11 protein-coding genes and 1 pseudogene are annotated in these 21,601 nt (G+C 44.2%); 9 read left to right on the top strand and 3 right to left on the bottom strand.

The genetic code is table 11. The features are described 5' to 3' along the window. Nucleotides 1–5: 5 nt before the first annotated feature. Complete coding sequence (locus PL85_RS09770; RefSeq protein WP_088728636.1) at nucleotides 6–866, bottom strand: thymidylate synthase; 861 nt, start codon at nucleotides 864–866, stop codon at nucleotides 6–8. Nucleotides 867–1,013: 147 nt separating this feature from the next. Continuing rightward, nucleotides 1,014–1,220, bottom strand: coding sequence for a helix-turn-helix domain-containing protein (locus PL85_RS09765; protein WP_088728637.1), 207 nt, complete (start codon nucleotides 1,218–1,220; stop codon nucleotides 1,014–1,016). A gap of 93 nt (nucleotides 1,221–1,313) precedes the next feature. Here PL85_RS09765 and PL85_RS09760 point away from each other — a divergent pair, with 93 nt between their 5' ends. From PL85_RS09760 to PL85_RS09730, 7 genes and pseudogenes are all read left to right on the top strand, one after another. Continuing rightward, the gene (locus PL85_RS09760) at nucleotides 1,314–1,856 is read left to right on the top strand and encodes a hypothetical protein (RefSeq protein ID WP_096036087.1); all 543 of its coding nucleotides are present in this window, start codon (nucleotides 1,314–1,316) and stop codon (nucleotides 1,854–1,856) included. Continuing rightward, nucleotides 1,850–3,232: a DEAD/DEAH box helicase gene (locus PL85_RS09755; RefSeq protein WP_115339544.1), complete on the top strand. Its 1,383-nt coding sequence runs from the start codon at nucleotides 1,850–1,852 to the stop codon at nucleotides 3,230–3,232. Before PL85_RS09760 ends, PL85_RS09755 begins: the two co-directional genes overlap by 7 nt. A gap of 46 nt (nucleotides 3,233–3,278) precedes the next feature. After that, the gene (locus PL85_RS09750) at nucleotides 3,279–3,584 is read left to right on the top strand and encodes a hypothetical protein (RefSeq protein WP_022609500.1); all 306 of its coding nucleotides are present in this window, start codon (nucleotides 3,279–3,281) and stop codon (nucleotides 3,582–3,584) included. Nucleotides 3,585–4,044: 460 nt separating this feature from the next. Then, a pseudogene (locus PL85_RS09745) lies at nucleotides 4,045–4,641 on the top strand (tyrosine-type recombinase/integrase). A 338-nt stretch (nucleotides 4,642–4,979) separates the two neighbouring features. Beyond that, on the top strand, nucleotides 4,980–6,626 hold the full coding sequence (locus PL85_RS09740) for an ABC transporter transmembrane domain-containing protein (RefSeq protein WP_080539430.1): 1,647 nt from the start codon (nucleotides 4,980–4,982) through the stop codon (nucleotides 6,624–6,626). Then, on the top strand, nucleotides 6,623–8,773 hold the full coding sequence (locus PL85_RS09735; RefSeq protein WP_115339545.1) for an ABC transporter transmembrane domain-containing protein: 2,151 nt from the start codon (nucleotides 6,623–6,625) through the stop codon (nucleotides 8,771–8,773). Before PL85_RS09740 ends, PL85_RS09735 begins: the two co-directional genes overlap by 4 nt. Beyond that, entirely contained in the window at nucleotides 8,766–10,079 is a 1,314-nt protein-coding gene (locus tag PL85_RS09730) for an HlyD family type I secretion periplasmic adaptor subunit (protein ID WP_095661270.1), read from the top strand. Before PL85_RS09735 ends, PL85_RS09730 begins: the two co-directional genes overlap by 8 nt. A gap of 118 nt (nucleotides 10,080–10,197) precedes the next feature. Here the strand turns inward: PL85_RS09730 and PL85_RS09725 are convergent, their stop codons facing one another. Further along, nucleotides 10,198–20,919 (bottom strand): VCBS domain-containing protein, encoded by a 10,722-nt coding sequence (locus PL85_RS09725; RefSeq protein ID WP_115339546.1) that lies wholly within the window; start codon nucleotides 20,917–20,919, stop codon nucleotides 10,198–10,200. A gap of 186 nt (nucleotides 20,920–21,105) precedes the next feature. Here PL85_RS09725 and tnpA point away from each other — a divergent pair, with 186 nt between their 5' ends. Together tnpA and tnpB are read left to right on the top strand one after the other, a co-directional pair. Then, on the top strand, nucleotides 21,106–21,423 hold the full coding sequence (tnpA, locus tag PL85_RS09720; protein WP_017037717.1) for an IS66 family insertion sequence element accessory protein TnpA: 318 nt from the start codon (nucleotides 21,106–21,108) through the stop codon (nucleotides 21,421–21,423). Further along, nucleotides 21,420–21,601 (top strand): IS66 family insertion sequence element accessory protein TnpB (tnpB, locus tag PL85_RS09715; protein ID WP_194573202.1); only part of this gene is annotated, 182 nt, incomplete at its 3' end. The genes tnpA and tnpB, both read left to right, overlap by 4 nt.

The following is a 21,601-nucleotide window of genomic DNA, read 5'->3' as shown; positions in this document are numbered from 1 at the left end:
ATAAGCTAAACCGAAAATGGGTATTTGATTGGTTCGTGATGTTGATAGCCAACAACTTCGAAATCATCAACGGTTACCCATGTTTCCAAGTCTTCAAGTGATTTGATCTCTGGGTTGATAATGAGCTTAGGTGCGGCATAAGGTTCTCTTTTGATCTGATCTTTCATTAACTCCACTTGGTCTTCATAGATGTGGGCATTGACGATCTTATGGAACGCTTTTCCGGCCTTTAATCCAGTGATCTGAGCTGTAATCTGGAGTAGCCAAGCTACTTGGATCTGATTAAAGACTAAGCCGAGCGGCACATCACAACTACGTTGAGTGCTGTTTAAGTAAAGGGTATCACCTAGCAGTGAAAAATGGTGGCTATACATGCAGGGGCGTAAACAGCCCATGTGAAACTCACCAGGATTGTAAAAGTTAAGGATTTCACCTCGGTCATCAATACCTTTGCTTAGATGATCAATGATCTTCTTATATTGATCGACAAAACCACCATCAGGTTTCGCCCATTTCCGTCCCTGAACGCCGTATACACGACCCATGTCATCCTCACCTTTACGATGAGGATTGTTAAGCCAGGCTTCATTCTGATTGGCGTTGGCATCCCAAGTTTTGGTACCTAATTTTCGAAAATCAGCTGCGTTGTCAGAGCCACGCAAGTAACCTAGCATCTCAGCAATAGCGCTTTTCCAAAAAGCTTTGCGCGTTGTTACTAGAGGAAATTCATTCGCGGTCAGATCGTATTCTAAATCTGCATTGATAACAGTTAAGCATCGTTTGCCTGTTCTATCGTTCTCAATCCAAATACCTTCATCTATAACTCGTCTACACAAGTCTTCGTATTGGCTGTATTTATATGTCATATTATCTACCAAGTATATTTTATGAGAGTGATCTTATCATACTCCGATCTCATTTCTCTATGCGTTCACTAAAGCAGACTTTTCTTGACCTGTATGTAAGCACTTAGGTGAGTAAGTTCCTATGAATTACACAAGTTAGGGTTTCCCTTATGGAAGTAAATCACGCACATCGCAACCAAGAATGCTTGCCAACTGGTACGCTTTTTCTAGAGTGATGTTGACCTCCCCTCTTTCTATGCGACCGACATAGCTTCGGTCGATGTCTGCTGAAATAGCCAATTTATCCTGAGATATACCTTTGAGCTTACGCTCTCTACGTAAGTTATCTCCAAACCGCCTTGCTAAGTCTTTCATTTTAAATGGTACTCAAAATGAAAGAATATCCTTCATTGCGGATTATATAGCCACGGACTATAATCCGTATTTTTGATTCGTAGTTGAGCTCTTATGACGAAGAAAACAGCGATTAATGAATACATTTTTACCCTATTCATCGAGAAAGGACTTGATGAATTAACTGTTCCTGCCTTGAGGGACGAACTACTAACGATTACGGGAGAATTTAAGGACATAACGGAAGCGCGTAAATTTCTTTATCGTCAGTTATTGCCTTTAGAAAAGAAAGGACTACTTTGGACTAAGGGCCAAGGGCGGACTAGAACATACCACAAATCAGAGCAGTTCAAAGAAACTGTATTCAAACCGAAAAAGCGTAAGCAGCAGAAGCTAAAAACAGTCGCAGAAAATTCGGATGAAGTACTTACCCTAGATGAGCTGGCTTTGGAACGACGAAAGTATAAAGCTGAACTTGCGATAGCTTTAGCTGAGATCGAAGAATTTCAACTATTGTCTGAAAGGTTACCTTCGCAGAAATCATCATTGTTAAAACTATCCGAAGAGACTAGAGAACGTTCTGTTAGATATCTAGCCAAAATAAATGTCCTTAATCACGTCCTAAACTTTAGTAATTGTGGGGAAGTAAAATGTTAAGGCTATGGCAAGAGGAGTGTGTTGGATCGGCTTTAGAAAAGTATCTTGCTGGACATTCGCATTTTCAGGTTCAGGCTACTCCAGGGGCTGGAAAAACGGTGGCCGCTGCCGAAATCGCCAAAAGGCTGTATGACTTAGACAAAATTGACCTGGTCCTCTGTTTTTCGCCATCATTAACGATTGCTGATGGTATCAAAAATACCTTTTCATGGCGATTGGGATGCTCTTTTACCGGTGGACTTGGTTCAATAGGCGCATCGTTTACATACCAGAGTATGAAATACCTTAGAGACAGCTTTTGGGAAACAATTAAAAAGCACCGCGTATTGGTTGTATTTGATGAGATTCACCATTGTTCAGGTGATGAAATTGGAAATGCCAATGTATGGGGTGAACAAATTTTGAAACAAATTCAAGGAATTGCTGCGTTTACATTATCCCTATCTGGCACTCCTTGGCGCTCAGATTTATTGCCAATTACGTTAGCACAGTATTCTGACACGGAAGGTCGTATCCACTGCGATTATCAATACAGTTTAAAGCAAGCGATTATCGATAAGGTCTGTCGTTCACCTAAAATTGTACTAATTGATAATGATCGCTTATCTATCTCAGAAAGTGGGCAATCGAAGTCCTTTTCGTCAATTCCTGAACTTTTAAAGCAATCAGCAACTCCGTATCAAAGCATTTTACAAAATATTGATGCAATGACCTATGTACTTGGTCTTGGTTGCAAAAAGCTAGCAGAAATACGTATGGATAACCCTAATGCCGGTGGTTTGGTTGTTGCTTCATCGGTAGGACATGCAATCGAAATTCAGAAAATTTTGGCTGAGACATATGAACAAAGTACAGAGGTCGTCACTTACTGTCATGAAAGTCCATTAGAGAAAATCAACGGGTATCGGGACGGTACGACTCAATGGATTATCAGCGTTGGAATGATTAGTGAGGGTACCGATATTCCACGTCTACAAGTTTGCTGCCATTTAAGTTTTGTGAAAACCGAACTTTATTTCAGACAAGTTTTAGGGCGGATTTTACGGACGAATGCATCCTCGAACCAGCAGGCATGGTTATACACTTTTGCTGAAGAAAGTCTGGTGAGCTTTGCAGAGCAAATCGAGAAAGATATTCCGGACTCATGTCTGTTTATCAAACCAGAGAGTTTGCAGCATAGGCCTCCATTATCTATTCCATCAGATCGAACCTATTTCTCCGAACAACAGAAGAGAAAAACTGATATTGGAAACAAGCAACTTAGTTGGGATAAAGAGCATGAGGGAAAACAGTCAGCCATATCTGCGTACTCAACTTCTCCTAGGCAGTTGGACTTGGGAAATTTCAAAGAGCGTGTCATCGCTGCATTTTTATAACTAATCAAAATTACGCTTATTCTACAACCAGCAGCAAGGAGTTGATATGTTCTATATAGGTGTTAGTCATTACTATGCGACAGGTGAAGGCCTCACAATGTATGTTGCTAGCGGTAGCGAAGAATCAATACGGGCAGCCATTCCAGAGTATTTTCATCTTGGGCTCACTATTTTAACCCCTTCAGAGTGGCTAAAAGCTGCTGCAGGGGACTGTGAGGATGAATATCATCAATCGGAAGCAGAAGATCTGAAAACCTATTTACCAATCTTATGGAAGCAAATTGAGGAAAGAGCGTTAGAAAGAGGATGTCATCTGGACTTTTTCATGAAGCACCATTTTAACTATGCCTAATACGGACTAGGTGGTTTCAGTGAAGATTTTATATTTTGATACACTTATACCCGTGATCATTGAAGATGCTTGATTTTTCGTAGAAACAGGATCATGCTACGCACCATGAAAATAATACTCCTAGATGCAAGCGAAAAAGCCCTTTTGAACATAATTTAATGAGACGGTAGGCAACTGTTAATGTTTACCTACTGTCTTAATTCTGAGCACGAATTTTCAACCATTTTCTAATCATCCCCTTCCCATATTCAACTTTAATTGAGTGCGCTCAAAGAGCAGAACATAATCAGGTTTTGCCTTTCATCTATCGGCGTTTTCCATACTTGAGTTAATTTGGATTTTGCTAATTTAACAAAGTCACTGACCAAGTTCTGTCCACCGATGTTTCAGCTCTTCCTGACACCTAATAAATGTGACTACCAAACTTCATGTTGACCAACAATATTGGGAGGAGGTCATCATGAGAAAGCTATCTTCTGGAAAATGCAGTGGTGTCAAAAGACCATTTAAGCTTGAAGAGAGCTGGCGAATTAGAACTAGGCTAGAGATTGAAAACAATTTTATGCAGCTCGCGCTATTGAACTTAGCCATAGATAGCAAGTTGAGAGCTAGTGACTTGCTAAAGCTACACGTTTACTATGTTTCTTCGCAAGGAGTTATCTATTAAAGGGTTCAGTGCATCCAACAAAAAACGGGGACCGATGTCCATTATGAGATTACTCCGAGAACACAGCAAAGTATTAGCCGATGGATCTTTGCAGCATCCCTAGAGGCAAGTAGTTTTCTATTTCCGAGTAGCCGACGCTCAGGGCAGCCTATCAGCTACTCATTCTATCGCTCAATTATTAGAAACTGGGCTGCAAAACTTGGATTGAATGCTGACTATTATGGAACTCACTCCATGCGTCGAACTAAAGCTACTTTGATCTATGCCAGAACGAAAAACATTAGGGCGGTTCAGATTCTACTTGGACATTCGAAGGTAGATAACACTATTCGATACCTTGGCGTTGAGCTAGAAGACGCTCTGAGGCTCTCTGAGAAAACAGACTACTGATAAGCACCTCTACAGGCTTTTCTTCGCGTCTGAAAAGCCTGTGCCCCAATATCATTTAGTATAAAAGCTCATTCATAATCCGTTAATATGAATCACACATACATTTTCTAATCTAAACGAAGTTCTAATATTAAAAACCTTGATTTGAACAGAACGACCTAAAGTTAAATGTTTCTTGTTGTAACTTACTCACTGATAGCGTGCAGTTTAGGTTATATGGTTTGATAGAAATTATTGTTTTTACCAGTGTCTTAAAATCAAATTAAATCAGCCCTTTACCTTGCATAACCTAATAGTCTGTACCAATCTTATTTCATAAGCATGGATAAGGATTGTGTATGCCCGCAAGTTCAATGAAAAACAAAGGGGTGGTGGGGAAAGTCCTACTGCCTTCTTTGCTCATAAATCTTCTTTCTCTCGCCGTTCCGCTAACGGTTTTACAAATTTACGATCGTATCTTACCTAACCAGAGTTATGGGACTGCCACTCTGTTATTAGCGGGTGCGACGTTGGCTGTCGCTATGGAAGCGCTAATCCGGTTTGTGCGAACTTGGCTTTTGTCTGCCGCGGCCAGTAACACCGAGAAAGCGACCTATCAAACCTTGGTTGAAAGGGTGACTAACGCTTCATCAGGTCATCTGCGTCATTTAGGTGTTGGTGGCGTAGAAGAAGGGCTCGGCTCTGTATCCAAAGTTAAAGATTGGTATTCCGGAGGGGTGATTGCAGGCTTTATTGATTTGCCTTTCGCATTGATCTTCTTGGGTTTGGTGGCTTATATCGGCGGTGAACTGGTGGCGATACCTTTGGCAGTTTGGCTGATTACTCTCGGAATTGTTTGGTTATCTTCTATTCGCGTTAAAAGCCTAAGTGAAGAAGCTTCCCAAGATGAGCAGGAGCGAAAAGCGTTTTTAATTTTGCTAAGCCAAACCATTCAAGGAATCAAACGTCAGGCCGTTGAGTCTCGAATCTTCAACCAGTTTAAATCCCTCAATAATGTTCGCTCTCAGTCTAAAGCGAGAGAAGAAGAACAGAACGCCTTCGCCCAAGAATGTATTCAGCTTGCAGCATTAGCGACGTCAGTTTTACTTGTGATTACTGGCAGCTTGTGGGTGCTGGATGGACAGTTAACCACAGGTGGGCTGGCAGCATGTTCTATTTTATCTGGCCGAGCGGTTGCACCGTTAAGTGCTTTAGTGGGAGTTCGAATCAAGCTTAATTCAATACACAGTGCCAATCAGGCAATAGAAAAATTGAGTGACTTGTCACTATCGGACTCTTCAGATTCTGAGCAAGCCGAGAGCCACTTATCTGACTTTGAGGTGTTGGAAATCAAGCAAGCGACCGTTGAAAGATACGGTGAACTCGCTCATGCAGATGTCACATTGAATAAAGGCGAGTTGGTATTGCTAGAGAGTGAGGATCGCCACACCAACAGTCATTTATTGTCATCGATTGCAGGTATTGACGATCTAAAAGCGGGGGAGTGCTCCATTAACGGAGTTACCGTTTCGATCGCATCCGTAACCAACATTGCGGCCTACTGCGGTGTTAAAGGGCAGTTGGTGTCAGGTACTATTCTCGACAACTTGTGCGGGTTTGATCCTGAGAGAACACATAGCGCCAGTGACTATGCTAAGCGTTTGGGTTTAACCAAGGAAATCACTCGATTACCCGATGGACTAGAGACACAAATTGGCCATACGAGTGCGTCTCTGCTGAGTATGGGCAACGTGAAAATGCTCAATATCGCGACTCAACTGGCAAGTGATAAACCCATTATCATGTTAGAAAGGCCAGATTCCTCGCTTGATTTAGATGCCCTCGGAAACCTAGCTAAGGTTCTGGAAGAAGAAGTGACGGCAGGACGCACGATACTGATGGTGAGCTACCATTCTAAACTTCGCGAATTGGCTAATCGAATCATTACAGTGGAAAGTCGAACTATTGCGGTCGACAGTGAGAACAACCAGGAGGCTATTGTATGAATCGTTTAGATACTGGTAACCCTTCAGGTACGAACAACCTTGCAGATACGAATGGTCGACAAGAGGTGATGAATCATTTAGAAAATGAAAGCCTTTCTGTCCTTAAACAGTTGGAAGTGAATACGAATATCCAGTTGTTTGCACGTCAATGGGTCGATGAAAATGGGATTGAATCAATCGACGATATGTTTGCCTTGTTCGATAGGCTTGCATTGCCATATCGCTTGGTTGCCAACCTAGACGAAGTTGGCGAGCATAAATTGGTTTTACTGGTGCTTGGTGAAAATGAGCTGGTCTCTGGTCATTTAGAATCCAAACAATTTGTTTCTTTTAACGCCAATGACGACATCACCGATGTCCCGCAGTTTTGCATCGTTATCGAAGGTCCGCCATTAGAGAAAGCCTCTCCTGATTGGGTTGGCGAAAGGTTACATGCGTTTCGTCCCATCATTCCTAAATTGTTGTTGGTCAGCTTTATTACCAACTTGTTTGCACTTGCCGTCCCCTTCATCACGATGTCGATTTATGACCATGTGATTGGTGGTGATGCAGGACATGAGCTGCAAGGTATCGCCATTGGTGCGGCTTTGTTGTTTGTGATGATGGGGTGGTTAAGAACATTGCGCAGCCGAGTGTTTGCTTCAGTTTCGAACCGAGTAAGCCGTGAAATCTCTCAATCCCTCGTGCAGCGTCTGCTTCGTAATAGCTATGCTCAAAATCAGCAAACAGCTTCTTCTAGTCAGCAAAACCAAGTGATGTTGTCGGAGCGTATTTCAGGTGTGTTATCGGGGCCATTAGGAAATGCGCTGTTTGATCTGCCATTCATTCTTATTTTTGTACTAGCGATAGGTGTGTTAGGTGGGTGGTTAGTACTGGTTCCAGTCGTCTCTTTAATCCTTTATTACTTGCTAGCAAAACGTTCGATACGCTCGAGCAGCAAGCGCTCAATGCAATCGACGGTAGCTGGTACGAATCGTCAAAACATGACCAATGAGCTTTCATCCAAACTCGCCTTTATTCGCAGTGCTGGATTCTCAGAGCACTGGATTCAACGCTTCAAAAAGGCCAATCTTCTTGCTTCAACAGTGACCTTTAATCAATCGGTTCTCCAGAGTCGGTACACCTCGATTTACTATTTTATTGGTGTAGGTTCGACACTCGCGGTGATGGGGTTAGGCATTGGACTTATTTTTGAACAAGTGATGACCCCTGGTGGCTTGATTGCTTCAATGATGTTGATATCTAAAGTGACGGGTCCCGCTCAGGTGTTGGCAAACAGTGCGATGCGTTTTAACAGCTTTAATCAATCCAAGCTGCAAGTGAACCGCATCTTGTCTCAGCCGTCTGAGCGTGAATTCAGTTACCAGCATCACCCGTTACCTGTGGTAGCGCCTAACTTGAAATTAGAACAAGTGACCCTGCGTTATCCTAAACAGAGTCGCCCCGCCTTGAATGGTGTGAGCTTTGATATTGAAGCGGGTGAAATTGTTGCGATTACTGGCCCTTCTGGGAGCGGTAAATCAACCTTGATCGAAGTCCTGTCTGGCTTACAGCCTATCCAAAACGGCATGGTCGAGTTTGAAGGCGTTAACCTCGTTCAATACGACCCGCAGCTCTATCGTCACTGGTGTTTTATACGAGCCGCGTATCCTGATTTGCTCACGCTGAGTATTCGAGAGTGGCTAAACGACGGTCATAAAGTCGAAGACCAGAAGATGATCTCTGCGATTGAAATGGTCGGCGGAAAGCGTTGGTTCGAGACATTGTCTGGTGGGCTCGATACTTCCATCAGCAGTATTCAGCCGGACAGCCTTTTTGATATGTTGTCTGGTAGCGTCGCGCAGATCCTCATTGACGCGAAAGCGCTGGTTTATGACTACCCAATGTTCTTAATGGATAACCCAGTGCCTGATGCTCATCCAAATGCTAAGCGTATATTTGGTGAGTTTGTATCATCTAAAAAAGGTAAGGCAACGGTGATCTTTACTTCCCACGATCCGGATTTAATCAAACTTGCCGATAAAGTGGTGGTGCTGAATGAAGGGGCTGCAGTTTATGCTGGGCCTTTAGTGCAACATCAGTCAGTTGAACAGAATGCTAGTTTACCAGAACAAGCACAGTCTAAGCAGGGAGTCGCTAATGGCTAAACAACCTATTGAGCAAAGCAAGCGCTACGGTGAACTTGTTGAATCACAAAATACGGCTCGTACATTGGCGCTGGCGACATGGTCGGTTGCCTTTTGTGTCATCGCTTTTGTCACTTGGTCTTTGGTCACTCAAGTTGATGAAATTGCTAAAGCAAAAGGCGCAGTGATTCCTGAAGGAGAGAAGCAGATACTGCAAAGCGACATTGGCGGGAAATTAAAACGTATTCTTGTGAAAGAGGGGCAGCTGGTGGAGGTTGGTCAGCCGTTGGTAGAGTTTGATGCAACGTTCCAACAAACGGCGCTCGAAGAGTTGCAATCACAACAAGTTACACTGCAAATGAGTGTTGAGCGAATGAATGCGCTGCTTGAGCAACGAGAGCCGAACTTTGCTGAGTTTGAAGTGGACTTTCCCGACATTGTCAGCCAACAAAAAGCCCAGCTGAATGCCCAAAAAGCTTTGTATTTCCAAAAAAGAATTGTACTGGAAAAAGAGAGCGAGCAAATATCAGAGCAGCTAAGAAGTGTTGAAAAGACGTTGCCCAGCTATGAAAAAGAACTCACCGCCACTAAGCAAGAATTAGTGATACTTGAAAAAGGTTTCAAAGCGGGAAATATATCCCGTTTGCGTGTACTCGAAATGCGTCAGAAACTAGCCTCCATCGAACAAAAGATAGAAGAAGCACGAGGCAAGAAATCCGTGTTGATTCGTCAAGGTGAAAGTAATGATCAAAAAATAGAGCAGTTACTCGCTGAGGCTAAAGTGGAAGTGAGCGATCAACGCTCCAAAGCGGTTTCAGACTTGTCCGCATTGAACGCAAGAGTGCGATCCAGTCAAGCTAAGTTAGTCAATACGGTTATGGAATCCCCAGTGCAAGGCTTGGTTCAAAGTATTCCTAGCACAAGAAATGGTGGCGTGATTCAACCGGGAGGTACTGTTGTTGAAATTGTCCCTGTTGGTGGAAAAGCCGCATTCAAAGCGCGTTTATCTCCACGAGATATCGGCTTTGTGAGCGTTGGTCAGCCAACCCGTATCAAGGTAGATGCCTTTGACTACAGCCGATTTGGTGCATTGAAGGGGTTAGTTGAAAGTATCTCGCCGACGACGAGCCAAAGTGAAAGAGGCGAGATTTTCTACGAGGTGATCGTGTCGGTAGACAAGCCGTATTTTAGAGATAACCCTGAACAGTTTGTTATTTTACCGGGGATGACCGGTGAAGTTGACATTACCACGGGTGAGAAATCGGTTTTTCAGTACCTATGGAAACCGATTTATACCAATGTGAGTGTCGCGTTTGGGGAACGTTAGTTTATTTTATAGTTAAAGTTATAACTATAATTTATAACTGAAATGTAAAATAGAATAGAAATAAAAAGGAACGCTCAATAGCGTTCCTTTTTTGGTTTTAGTGATTCCATTTTATGAGCTAACTATTGGGATCAATGTCTGGTAAATCATCGACTTGATTATGATGTTGCGTGTCATCGTGATCCTGTTGGTTAGTATCATGTTCATGTCCTTGGTGTTCAAGCGCGTCCGATAAATCTATATGTGAAACATCATCATGCCCTAATGCAGCATGATCCGCCTCTGCCATCACAATATCGATATCTGCAGGTAATTGATGTTCAATTGCATCATTAGCTGATGGAGGCGGTGGTGAAATACCTAACGCATCAAGATAAGCAGCAGCGCCAGTAACAGGGTGATCATTTACTGCTTGATGTTGGCTATCGGGGACAACGAGACCAACATCATCAAGGGTGACAGAGAGATCTTCACTCGTTTCAGCACTAAAGTCAGGTTCATCATGTTGTACTGGCGGAGGTGGGGCTGGTGACGTAACAGCAGTTAATGGATCATCAACCCCATTCACATTAATTGTTATTGTATGAGAAGCAGTATTATCTGGTGAGTTTATTGTAAAGGTTTCTGTTCCACCCTGCGCAGCGCTTAATGAGTTTGTAGTCGCCAAACTATTATCAAGATGATATACCCAGTCTCCATTGGCTGCTAATTCTAGATGTCCATAAGTTCCTGCAATGTGTGGATCTGGTATGAACTGATCTTCACCATGATCGGCATCGACTAAATTCAAGTGGCCTGCTAAGGTATCCTTCGCAGCATCTTCTGTAATTGTACTTACGCTTTTACTTGTCATAGTACCATTAATAGTCGCACCATCATTTTTACCCGTAACCGCGATAATAACTTGTTCGGTAGCGACCTCTTTACCATTCTGTAAGCCATGGATAGTGAAGTGCTCCTGCTCTACCTGACCTGCTTTTAGGGCATTAAGATCTTTATTGGCCCAATGTTGATCGCCATCATGATCAAGGTAATAAATCCATGTACCACCTGTTGATATTTGCAAGTGGCCATATTTACCTTGAATCATATTAGGGGTGCTATCTTGCCCTGTAGCTTGTTCATGCCAGATAATATGTTGACCATTATGATACGCATCTAACTGGCCATTCGCTGAATGTTGACCCGTTGCTCTGTCATCTTCATTTACATTCGCGTGTGCAATGCCTTTTGCATCAACATCAGTAACTGCGATATGAAAGTCATAGGTACCTTTTGCACCGTTAGCATCCGTTGCCGTGACCGTGATATCTAAGTCACCGTCTGCGCTATGTGGAGGTGTCCCCCATATTCGACCGGTTTTCTCATCAAAATGAAGCCAAGTAGGCATACCTAAAGCTGTATCTTTGCCTTGCCAACCTGGGTTGACGCTATCAGGGTTGACTGCTTCCTCAGTATGTTGCGAAACAGCTAAACTTAAAGTAAAGCTATCCCCCTCTACATCTGTAAATAAATTTGATGGGAGCGTCATGTCGATTGCATGACCTTCGCTATCGTCGGTATTCGCCACTGCGCCCGTCACTTCAGGAGCATCGTTTGTACCTCTTATACTAATGACAATATCTTGTGTGGTGCCATCACTGGCGGTCACCGTTATTTTATCCTGAACTGATTCACTCGCATTTAGCTTTTGAACTGTCGTTTGATCAATCTCATAAGTCCATTGATTATTGACCATTGAAAAATGTCCGTAACCATTGACTCCATTTTTATCATGAAAATCTGCAATTATCGGATTTTGCCCTGTATCAACATCCACAATATTAAGGGTGCCATGTGCAGATACAGTATCACCGATATCTCCCTCTTTGAGGTTGGCAGAAATATCACCTTTAAACTCAGCCTTGGTATCGCTACCTGTAAGGTTAACGGTCACCTGATGTGTCACACCATCGGAGGTATTAAATGTAAAGGTCTCGGTCGCTTTTTCGCCATCCGCTAGCGCAGTGGTTTTGTCACCACCAACAAACGACCAGTGCCCATTATGCATTGAAAAATTGCCATAACCGTTATCACCCAAACTATCGGTTACATCAATAAAGGTTGCTGGTACTGTGTCTGGGTCATTAATGAGTAAATCTCCCTCGACACGGTCTACTGCATTATAGGAAGCAGTGGCACTATTGGTATTACGGGTAAATGTCATATAGCCATTATGACCGTAATTTGGGTCTCCCATGTTCATGACCCATTGTGTTGTTTCAATTTTCATACCATGGGCTGCGCCTCCCGCTACACCGGCCCCCGTTATTGCATACCAACGCCCTGCATTAGGGTCATTAGCTACGACGTCTGGGAAGTCAAAATGGCCATCAACATTCGCTAGCCATGCTCCTTTGGCGACGGTTAAGTCTGCATGGGTATTGGCGGCACTCCCTTCAGTCATTGACAATGTATCAGTACCACTAACCGTAGAAATATCATCGACCGGTATGATTTCGAAATTACCTATTTTAGGAAAGGAATCGGTATGTCCATCATTTACGGTAAAGCCAAATTGCACGCCGCCGTTATAATTTTGAGCAGGTACAAAGGTTATTTTACTGATATCAGCCGTCAACACATCCAAAGGAATGGTGATAGGGTGGCCGTTATACTCAAATTGCCCTTTAAAAGCATCTGGCAGTGCGGTGATCGTTATATGGTCAAACTGGTCGCCGTGATCTTTATCGATAAAACCAAAATCTTTAGCGCTAAAGTGTTGTGTTGTATCTTCATCAATCGAATGAATATGCTGAGCAAGTGACGAAACAACCGTTGGTCTGTCGTTGGTGCCAGTGATTGTAATGATTAAATCTTTTTGATCCGTAGCGCCTGCGCCATCAGTTACCGTTACAGAAACGCTTACTTGTTCAGTTTTACCTAATGCTAAATGATCGTAACCCGCATCGGTGGCATCAAACTCATAACTACCATCTGCATTAAGTGTAAAGCCTGGAACATGCTGACCCGTTGTTGGCGTAATTACCGTGTAAGTAGCGCTATCACCCGTATCAACATCTGTTGTTGTGATTTGCCCTTTATGCGCAGTATGGCCACCTTCAATAGCAGTAACGGCTGAAGTAGCATCAATGACAGGTTGGTCGTTAGTACCATGAATCGTCGACGTCAGTTGGTGTGTTGTACCATCCTTAGTTTGAACGGTTAAGGTTTCGGTAAAGGTATCACCATCGCCGAGACTGTTAATATGAGTGTTATCGTTGTCAACCTTGTAGAGCCAACGTCCGTCAGCATGCAGAATGAACTGCCCTATACCCTTATCACCTGCAACCCAGCTACCCGTTGCTGTACTACCCGCCCCCGATGGAGTGCCAGTAGGTGTAAACAGGGCTTCACCTGCGTCTGGGTCCTGTACATTGAGTTGATTCTGGTTGGTCATAATGACACCCGACGACTGTACGTGAATATCTTCTGTGATATTCGCGCTATCGGTGCCTGAAATTACCGCGGTATCTGGGGTGTCCGTAATGCTACCGACTACGTCAACACTGTGACTATGACCGGCACTCGACGTTGCTGTAATGTGGGGCGTCACACTGCCAGAGAAGTCCTTCGGCAGAGTAATCTGCAACCCATTCGTCTCACTTGGTGAAATTGTCCAGGTTTTGGTGTGCGTATCGTAGCTACCTGCGCTGAGTGTTGCGCCAGCTGGTAAGCCTGAAACAACGAAAGTTATAGCAGCGTGGGGATCTGAGGGATCAAGAGCCGTTAAACTTAAATCGTAGGGTCCTTTATCCTCAATTCCGCTGATAGGCGGAGCAGACACAATCACATCGCCCGCGTGAGCAGGGTCGAGTATTACCGGCGCAGATGAAGCGCTATGCGCGTGGGTTCCATCCGGATTTTGAGTGGTTGCCTCCACGGTGATAATAGCATTGTGATTTACACCAGCCGGGATTCGAACCTCGATAGAGCTTCGTGTCCAGCCCAAAATATCTAAGCCATCTTTTTGGTCCGTCGCATCGATGGTGTGCGTATGCGCTCCATCAGTGACAACTGAGCCAACGGGCAAGCCGTGCAGATGAACAGCTTGAAGAGCATCGTCTTTATCGTGTGGTGTCACATCGGCATTGATGACTAAGTGGTGTGGGTCATTGGTAACATTGATTCCTGCCGTGTTTATCACGTGCGAATGGTCTGACCCAGAAGGAACTACGGTGCTGTGGAGCCCGGTATGGTCAACAATACCTGCCCCGTTCACCCCTAGATCGATCAACACATGTTTTGGATCTAGACCCTGCTCACCGAGTGGCCCTTGAGCTACCTGAGACGCTGCAACTGCTTCTTTTACTACCGTTACGTGTTCGATCGTTGCGACGATGGGTGTAATGGGAGGTACGTTTCCGCCGTCGTGATTCGAACCGTGACTCCAGACAATATGGCCATGATCATATCCAGTAGCATAACGCCCATCTCCAAGTGATATAGGGCTTCGACCCGTTCCGATAACAAGCTCGGTCGAGCCTGCACGCTCGGTAAGAGACGTGGGCACATTCGCGTGGCCACCGCCGTAAGGGATCGAGATAGTTGAAGCCTCAAGAAAGCCATTTTCCGTTATTGTAAAGCCAGCTTTCGGTGCTGTTAAATAATGCTCACTCGAACCGCTGTCGCCTAGATAATGCGTTGGCATACTTTCAGAGTTTGAACCATCAGGGTAATCAACAGGCTTACCATTATCGAATATCGACATGGTGGGCGCTTTATTGCCTTGCCCTTCATCCACAACCACCGTTAATCGGTGGAGTTTGCCATCGGTAATATCAATGTGGGTTTCAATAGGATCCATGCCCGAAATCCAGACGGTAACACTGTGGGGGTTTGTAAGGGTTACTCCGCCGTTCCCTATTCTCGAACCATCCGAATAATAATGCATTTGAGCATAATCCAATTTACCTGGACTACTAATATGCCCACCGTACTGCGCAATCACATCACCATTGTGGTACGTCTCGCTCTTATCAAGCGTGATCCCCATTTCAAAGGTCAGCGAATTTCCGTCGTCTCTGGCTGTGTGGTCACCACCGCCATCAGGATTAAGTATCGCATCGATTGAAAGATGATGGGCAGAATCCGTCTGAAAGCCTTTTGGCGGTGCAACAGAAAGGTTTATATCCGCAGCGTCGGTAACCGATGTCACCGCCACGGTCATGTGATTATCGACATCCGCGGTGCCATCGTTGACCTTGTAGCCTAAAGTGATGTCACCCTTGTAATTTTCTTCAGGATGCAGCGTCCAAGTACCATCGTGATTATCTGTTACTGTGCCGTGGCCACCATTAACAGTTACGCTGTTGATATCCAGGGTGTCGCCATCTACGTCGGTCGCTCCAGCCAAAAGCTGTGCTTTAGTCAGGATGATATCAGTGTCTTCTTTGGTGGTAGCAGCCGTCGCCACGACCTTTGCTGCATCGTTAACTGAACTCACTACTAGAGGATTAGCAAATGGTCGCGATTCGGAACCATCAGAGACCTTACCTACAATCATTAAGTGGCCATGAAAGTTAGCGTCAGGGGTGATCGTATAGGTTCCATCGTGGTTATCAACCAAGGTTCCGTGACTGCTAACGTTGAGGTCAGTTATTGACAGCGAATCACCATCTACATCCTTCGCACCAATTCCCGTTAGAATCTGAGCTTTGGTAAGCGTGATAGCACGATCTTCGTCTGTCGCAGCCATCTGACTAAATAACGTCACCGTTGGTCGGTCGTTGGTTCCTACCACTTCAACTTGTGCTGTTCGCGGGACTGTCCCACCATGCCCATCGTCAACGTTAAAACTCACGGTGATGTTGCGAGTAACACCGGCTGCTATATCTTGGAATGCCTTGTTAGAAGGGTCGACGGTGATTGTGTGTCCGTCAGCACCTAAAGTCAGCCCGGCAGCAAGCCCACTGGTTGCGGCTGCACCATCGATGCTGGTTTCAATACCGGCAATAGACAGCGTATCGCCATCCACATCCGTGGCTCCGCTAAGAAGGTCTATTGTCGCGCTTGCGCCATCTTCCGTAACTGTTTTCGCTGTTGTAGAGCCTGTTATGACTGGGGAATCGTTTGTGCCCGTAACAGTTAATGTCGCAGACTGTTGAACTGTTCCACCATGACTATCCGTTATATTATAAGTGATCTTAACTGTTTCAGTCTCACCTACAGCTAAATGTTGAAACTCAGGTGTATTAGAATTAACAATGAGTATATGTCCACCTTTACTCATCGTTAAAAATGAAGGAACTGTTGATGTTTTTGAGGCTGTACCTATTTGATATTCGATATGGCCAACAGATAATGTATCGCCTGTATCAGCATCAGTAGCACCAGAAAGAAGATCTATTGCACCCATTCCTGAGTCTTCAGCTTTGCTGCTAGTTACTCCGGAAGTAACTGAAGGAGGCGCATTTACAAATAAAGAAATAGCTTGTGTTGCTGATTGAGATTCACCTCCTGCTGAAGCTGTTGCTGTTGCATTAAAATGCAAATCCCCATGAAAGTTAGCGTTATGAAGGTTAAGTTCTAAACCATTAAGGTCTGATTTATGAAGAACCCACATTTTTGCAACCGCATCGTGTGTACCATGATTTAGTGTAGCTGCATCAGGTAAACCGCTAATTTTTATTAACAGATCTTCAGTATCACCACCCGTATCTGTTGTAGCCACATTTAAATTTAACGCAATAGTGGTGCCTTGCTGTGCATCTGGTGCTGTCGCATTTAGAATTGGCTTATCTAGTGAGCCTTGAATAGTGATTGTGACATTTGTGGTAACTGAAGTACCATCTGTTGAAGTTGAGGTCACTGGAATGACTTCAGTTAATGTCTGATGTACACCAAGGTGATCAACGTCAGCATTATTATTATCAATGGTGAAATGATAATGGCCATTACTATCTATGGAGAAATGGCCATATTTAGTTGCGTGATCAGCTTGTACCGTGAAACTTGCAGTATCGCCTGTATCAACATCTGATGTTCTTAATTCACCATTGATTGTTGTTTGAGCTGCATCTTCTTTTATTTCTGCATTAAGTGCTGCAGGCGTAATATTTTGAACCGTATGGCCACTGACTTGTAAAATAGTTTCAGCAGAATGTTCACCTGCGCTATTTTCGACATGTATAGTATGTTTACCATCAGTTAAATTGCTTGCAGAAATTTCCCAATGGCCATTAGTATCGGCAATAACAGAGGCTATTTGATGATTACCGTCCATCACATTGATTGTTTCACCTGCAGTTGCAGTGCCACTATAAACAGTATTACCTACTTGTAGGTGTTGATATGAGTGATAGTAGAGGTAATCTACTTCACTGCCACCGCCTGTACAAACACGATTTACAATCGCAATTGTCTGATGGCCTGTGTTATCTTCAAATACAGCTATCCCGCCTGTCCATGCATTGCCATGGCCCGTTGCTCCGCCAGAGCCTGTGTTTACTGTATCTGGAACTCCATTTGTATGCCACCAATCATGGTTATCAATTCGGCTGAAGCCACCTGCGCCACTATGTGCTGTTGTTGTTGTTGCAGGGTTTGTTATCCAGTTATGATCTGATCCAGGTTTATATAGTCCGACTAATTTTACCCCTGATCCGACACCGACCTGATCAGTCCCCCAACGCGCCATATTTTCTGCATTGCTTGGCGCAACATTAATGTTGGCGCCTGTTGGGTTTGAGATTACGTCAACATCTTGTAATTTTAAGGTGCTTGATGTGCCTACCGCCGCTGCGTGTGCTGACTCGATGATAGGTTTATCGTTGGTGCCTTGAATGGTGATATCTACAATTTGCGTCGAGCCATCACTGGCTTTAAATGTGTAGTGATCCTGTACCGCAGGTTGATCGGGATCGAGATGCTGAACTTTGCTCTCGTCTAGTGTATAGGTCCATTGGCCATTGCGCATTTCAATATGGCCGTATGTTGTCGCCGTTGATGCTACATCTATAAAGCTTGGATTATCTCCAGTATCAACATCTGTAATTGATAACTGCCCTGTAGCAGTAACGGTATCGCCAATATCACCTTCATTAACAACAGCTTGTCTATCACCTGAAATAACTGAAGCATCATCTGTATTGGCTATGTGCAAGGTATTCGTTGCTTCTACTGAATCTGTACGACCATCGTTAACGGTATATTTAAATTGTACATCACCATTAAAGTCTTTGGTCGGTACAAATTGTAGTTTGCTGATATCGGCAGTTGATATACTTTGACCCGCACTTACCTCTTGTCCATCAAGCACAAATTTACCTTGGGATACTGCTGGGATATCTGTGATTGTGATGGCATGTAATGTGTCGCCACTATCAACATCAGTAAAACCAAACTGACTTGCTTGCATTTGGTAGTGGGTATCTTCAATACCATTAGACAAGGTCACAATATTTGCAACAGGCGCATCATTGGTCCCTTCGATAACGAATTCAACCTGATGTGGCGTTCCATCGACACTGTGAATAGTAAAGGTTTCCTTAGCTTCTTGTCCCTTCGCAAGGTGATTAACCGTACTATTATCAATATGGTAAAAATAGTTACCATTGCCATAGAGTTGCAACGTTCCACCAAGAGTTCCGGTGTGGTGGTGCAAACCGTCCGGAAACTTCGACTGGCCTGGCCCATCAGGATCAACGACCTGAAACTGACCACTTGTTTTAATCGTGTAGCCGTAATAGAGATTATCTTCCTCAAGCAGATGCCCGCCCGTCCCTGTGATGACCGCCGCATCATCAACCGCCGAGAGTGTCGTTGATGCGCCTGTGTGCGTCACACCACCGTGTGCATCTTTAACGTCATAGCGGAAGTGTACATCGCCGTTATAGTCTTTTTCTGGGGTAAAGGTAAACGTGCCATCGGCATTGTTTAGAATGGATCCATGGTCAGCATGCAGGTTTTCAATGGTTAGTTTACCGGCGTCATTGGCATCGACATCGACGGTATTGGCTAATAGTTGCGCAGTGGTTAAGGTTTGGCGTGTATCTTCACTGCCATTTGCAAGCACCACTTCAGATGAACAGTAAGGTCTGTCGTTACTGCCGTGAATGGTGATGACAATATCGTGTGTTGTACCATCTTTTGAATGGACTGTAATCGTATCGGTTAAGCTTTGCCCTTCACCAAGTTGGTCAATTGCAGTGCCACGCGTTGTTGCTACGCCATCAGTAGCGGCTCTATGTCCGGCATCGGCGTGATAATGCCATGTACCGTCATTTTGTAGAATCAGATCTCCATAGGTACCGTGGTAGCCACTGCTACCTTGCTTTTCAAAAATAGACTCACCCGTATCAGGGTCTGTAATGGTGAGCTTGCCATCAGCATAGAGTGTTGTATTGCCGAGTGTGGCTATGCCTGGTTGGGCATAATCAGGAGACATGTTAACGCCAGCGGTATTCTCGATTATTGAACCAGTATCCACTCCACCAATGGTGGCCGCATCTCCAGTACCAGTAATCGTGACTGTGACTTGATGTGCTGTCCCATCGGCAGAATGAACAGTAATGATATTTGTCGCAGTAGAGCCTTGGGCAAGTCTTTGAACTGCAGGGTTACTGTTGTCGAGAGCGTACGTCCACGCACCATCTTTGGTGATAGTTAACGTACCCAAATGACCATTAATTTGTGAGGCTTGAAAATGATTCTCTCCAAGATCTGAGTCATTGACGGTAAGTTGACCTTGGATTTGTGTCGTTACATCTTCCGTTACCACGCCTGTATCGATACCCGTTACAACGGCATTATCATCGTTGCCACCAATGGTCATATCGAGTGTTTGCGGTGTGCCATCTTGAGTGTGAATGACGAAACTTTCGTGCAGCGAAGTGGCAGAAGTTAACGCTTGAATATTAGAGAGAGAATTATCTACGTGATATTGCCAGTGTCCATCAGCGTCTATGGATAGTGAACCATATTTACCTGCGAGCACTTCGGGTTTCATCGAACTTTCATTTTGGTCAGGGTCAATGACATCAATTTTGCCGTTCGCATGTAGCAAACCGTGTGAATCAACTTTGTGATCTTCCGTTACCACACCTGCTAAATCACCAGAAATGGTCGGCGTGTCTTGCTTACCTGTCACTGGGATCTGAACAACAATCTTAGAACCGTCAGATAGGTTTAAAACAAAATGGTCTGTGCCATGTTTGTTCTGATTTAACAGAATATATTGAGGAGAGTTAGGGTTCAGGACAAATGTGTATTGACCATTTGCATCAACATGGAGTTCTCCGTACGCACCTTTTATTACCTCTGACACAAAGGTGACTGGCGAAGCGGGAGTTGTCGGAGGCGTATTATTTGAATGAGTGGGCTGGCCGTTACTTTCTAAGGATATGGTTGGCATCGATATCGAAGGAATGTAATGGACTTGCGGGTGAGAAAACGTCGACAAATGATGAGAAGGGACCAAGTGAGAATTCGAACCATGGGGAGCATGACTTACACTTAAGGTTGATCCTACGTGGTTTTCACTCGTTGGAGACTCTTGATGAGTAACCGCCGATGAGTTTGCTTTACCATGGTCATCGGTGACGTCTTTTTCTGCCACGCTATTTTCCGTTGCTCGATTTGCCTCATTGCTGTAATTGTCTACCCCCTCGGCAGATGCGTGTTTAGCCAATGACGGCAATATCATAATGAGTGATTGAAAAAGAGGGATATTAACCTTTAGATGCGAATGCAGTCTGAGCTTCTTTTTTTGCGTTCGTTTCTTTTGTTCTAGCTCGCTACTTTTTTTAATTTTTATTTCTGTATTTTTCTTTTTTGTTTCGACGTTTTTTTTGTTAGCCATTTTTTCTCATCCGTGAATCGTAGTTATCTACCTTAAGTAAAATACACAGATAGAGGTTTCGCTAGCTAATTGGATAATTTTCAAAGAAAAAACCAGAAGTTGAGACGTAAGCGCACCACGAACCCCGCATTCTAATCTTTCAGCACGAAGAATAAGATCATCTCTCCAACCCAAAGGAGAGTTGAAATGGCAAAACGACGCACCAACCTAGAATGGCAATCACTGTTTGAACAATATGAAAGTAGCAGTGTTACCCAACGCGCTTTTTGTGAAGAGCATGGACTGAGTTTATCCACGTTCTTCGCCAAACGGCGTCAACTCCAAACAGCAAACCAATCGGAATCTGTCGGATTTGTTAGAGCCGAAATCGTTGAAAAGACAACCAAGTATCAGGCCCAGATAGCTACGGCGAACATGACACTTCTCATCAATGATGTGGAGCTGAGCATTCCTCAAGGCACGCCAGCCACCTATCTTGCTGAACTCATTGGAGCGTTGTCATGAAAGGTATGCTCAGCGCTCCAGACATTTACCTTTATCGTGAAAGCGTCGATTTTAGAAAGTCCATCAACGGCCTTGCAGCGATTATCGAAAATGATACTGACTTGCCTCTTGGCAGCGGTGCGCTGTTCCTGTTTACCAATAAACAGCGCGATAAGATTAAAGTGTTGTACTGGGGTGT

It is taken from the genome of Vibrio anguillarum (assembly GCF_001989995.2).
Lineage (GTDB): Bacteria > Pseudomonadota > Gammaproteobacteria > Enterobacterales > Vibrionaceae > Vibrio > Vibrio anguillarum.
This window is presented reverse-complemented; position numbering and strand designations above follow the sequence as displayed.

Bases quoted from the DNA above. Each gene is read 5' to 3' on its own strand.
- PL85_RS09770 (WP_088728636.1), bottom strand. From the start codon at position 866: ATGACATATAAATACAGCCAATACGAAGACTTGTGTAGACGAGTTATA.
- PL85_RS09765 (WP_088728637.1), bottom strand. From the start codon at position 1,220: ATGAAAGACTTAGCAAGGCGGTTTGGAGATAACTTACGTAGAGAGCGT.
- PL85_RS09760 (WP_096036087.1), top strand. From the start codon at position 1,314: ATGACGAAGAAAACAGCGATTAATGAATACATTTTTACCCTATTCATC.
- PL85_RS09755 (WP_115339544.1), top strand. From the start codon at position 1,850: ATGTTAAGGCTATGGCAAGAGGAGTGTGTTGGATCGGCTTTAGAAAAG.
- PL85_RS09750 (WP_022609500.1), top strand. From the start codon at position 3,279: ATGTTCTATATAGGTGTTAGTCATTACTATGCGACAGGTGAAGGCCTC.
- PL85_RS09740 (WP_080539430.1), top strand. From the start codon at position 4,980: ATGCCCGCAAGTTCAATGAAAAACAAAGGGGTGGTGGGGAAAGTCCTA.
- PL85_RS09735 (WP_115339545.1), top strand. From the start codon at position 6,623: ATGAATCGTTTAGATACTGGTAACCCTTCAGGTACGAACAACCTTGCA.
- PL85_RS09730 (WP_095661270.1), top strand. From the start codon at position 8,766: ATGGCTAAACAACCTATTGAGCAAAGCAAGCGCTACGGTGAACTTGTT.
- PL85_RS09725 (WP_115339546.1), bottom strand. From the start codon at position 20,919: ATGGCTAACAAAAAAAACGTCGAAACAAAAAAGAAAAATACAGAAATA.
- tnpA (WP_017037717.1), top strand. From the start codon at position 21,106: ATGGCAAAACGACGCACCAACCTAGAATGGCAATCACTGTTTGAACAA.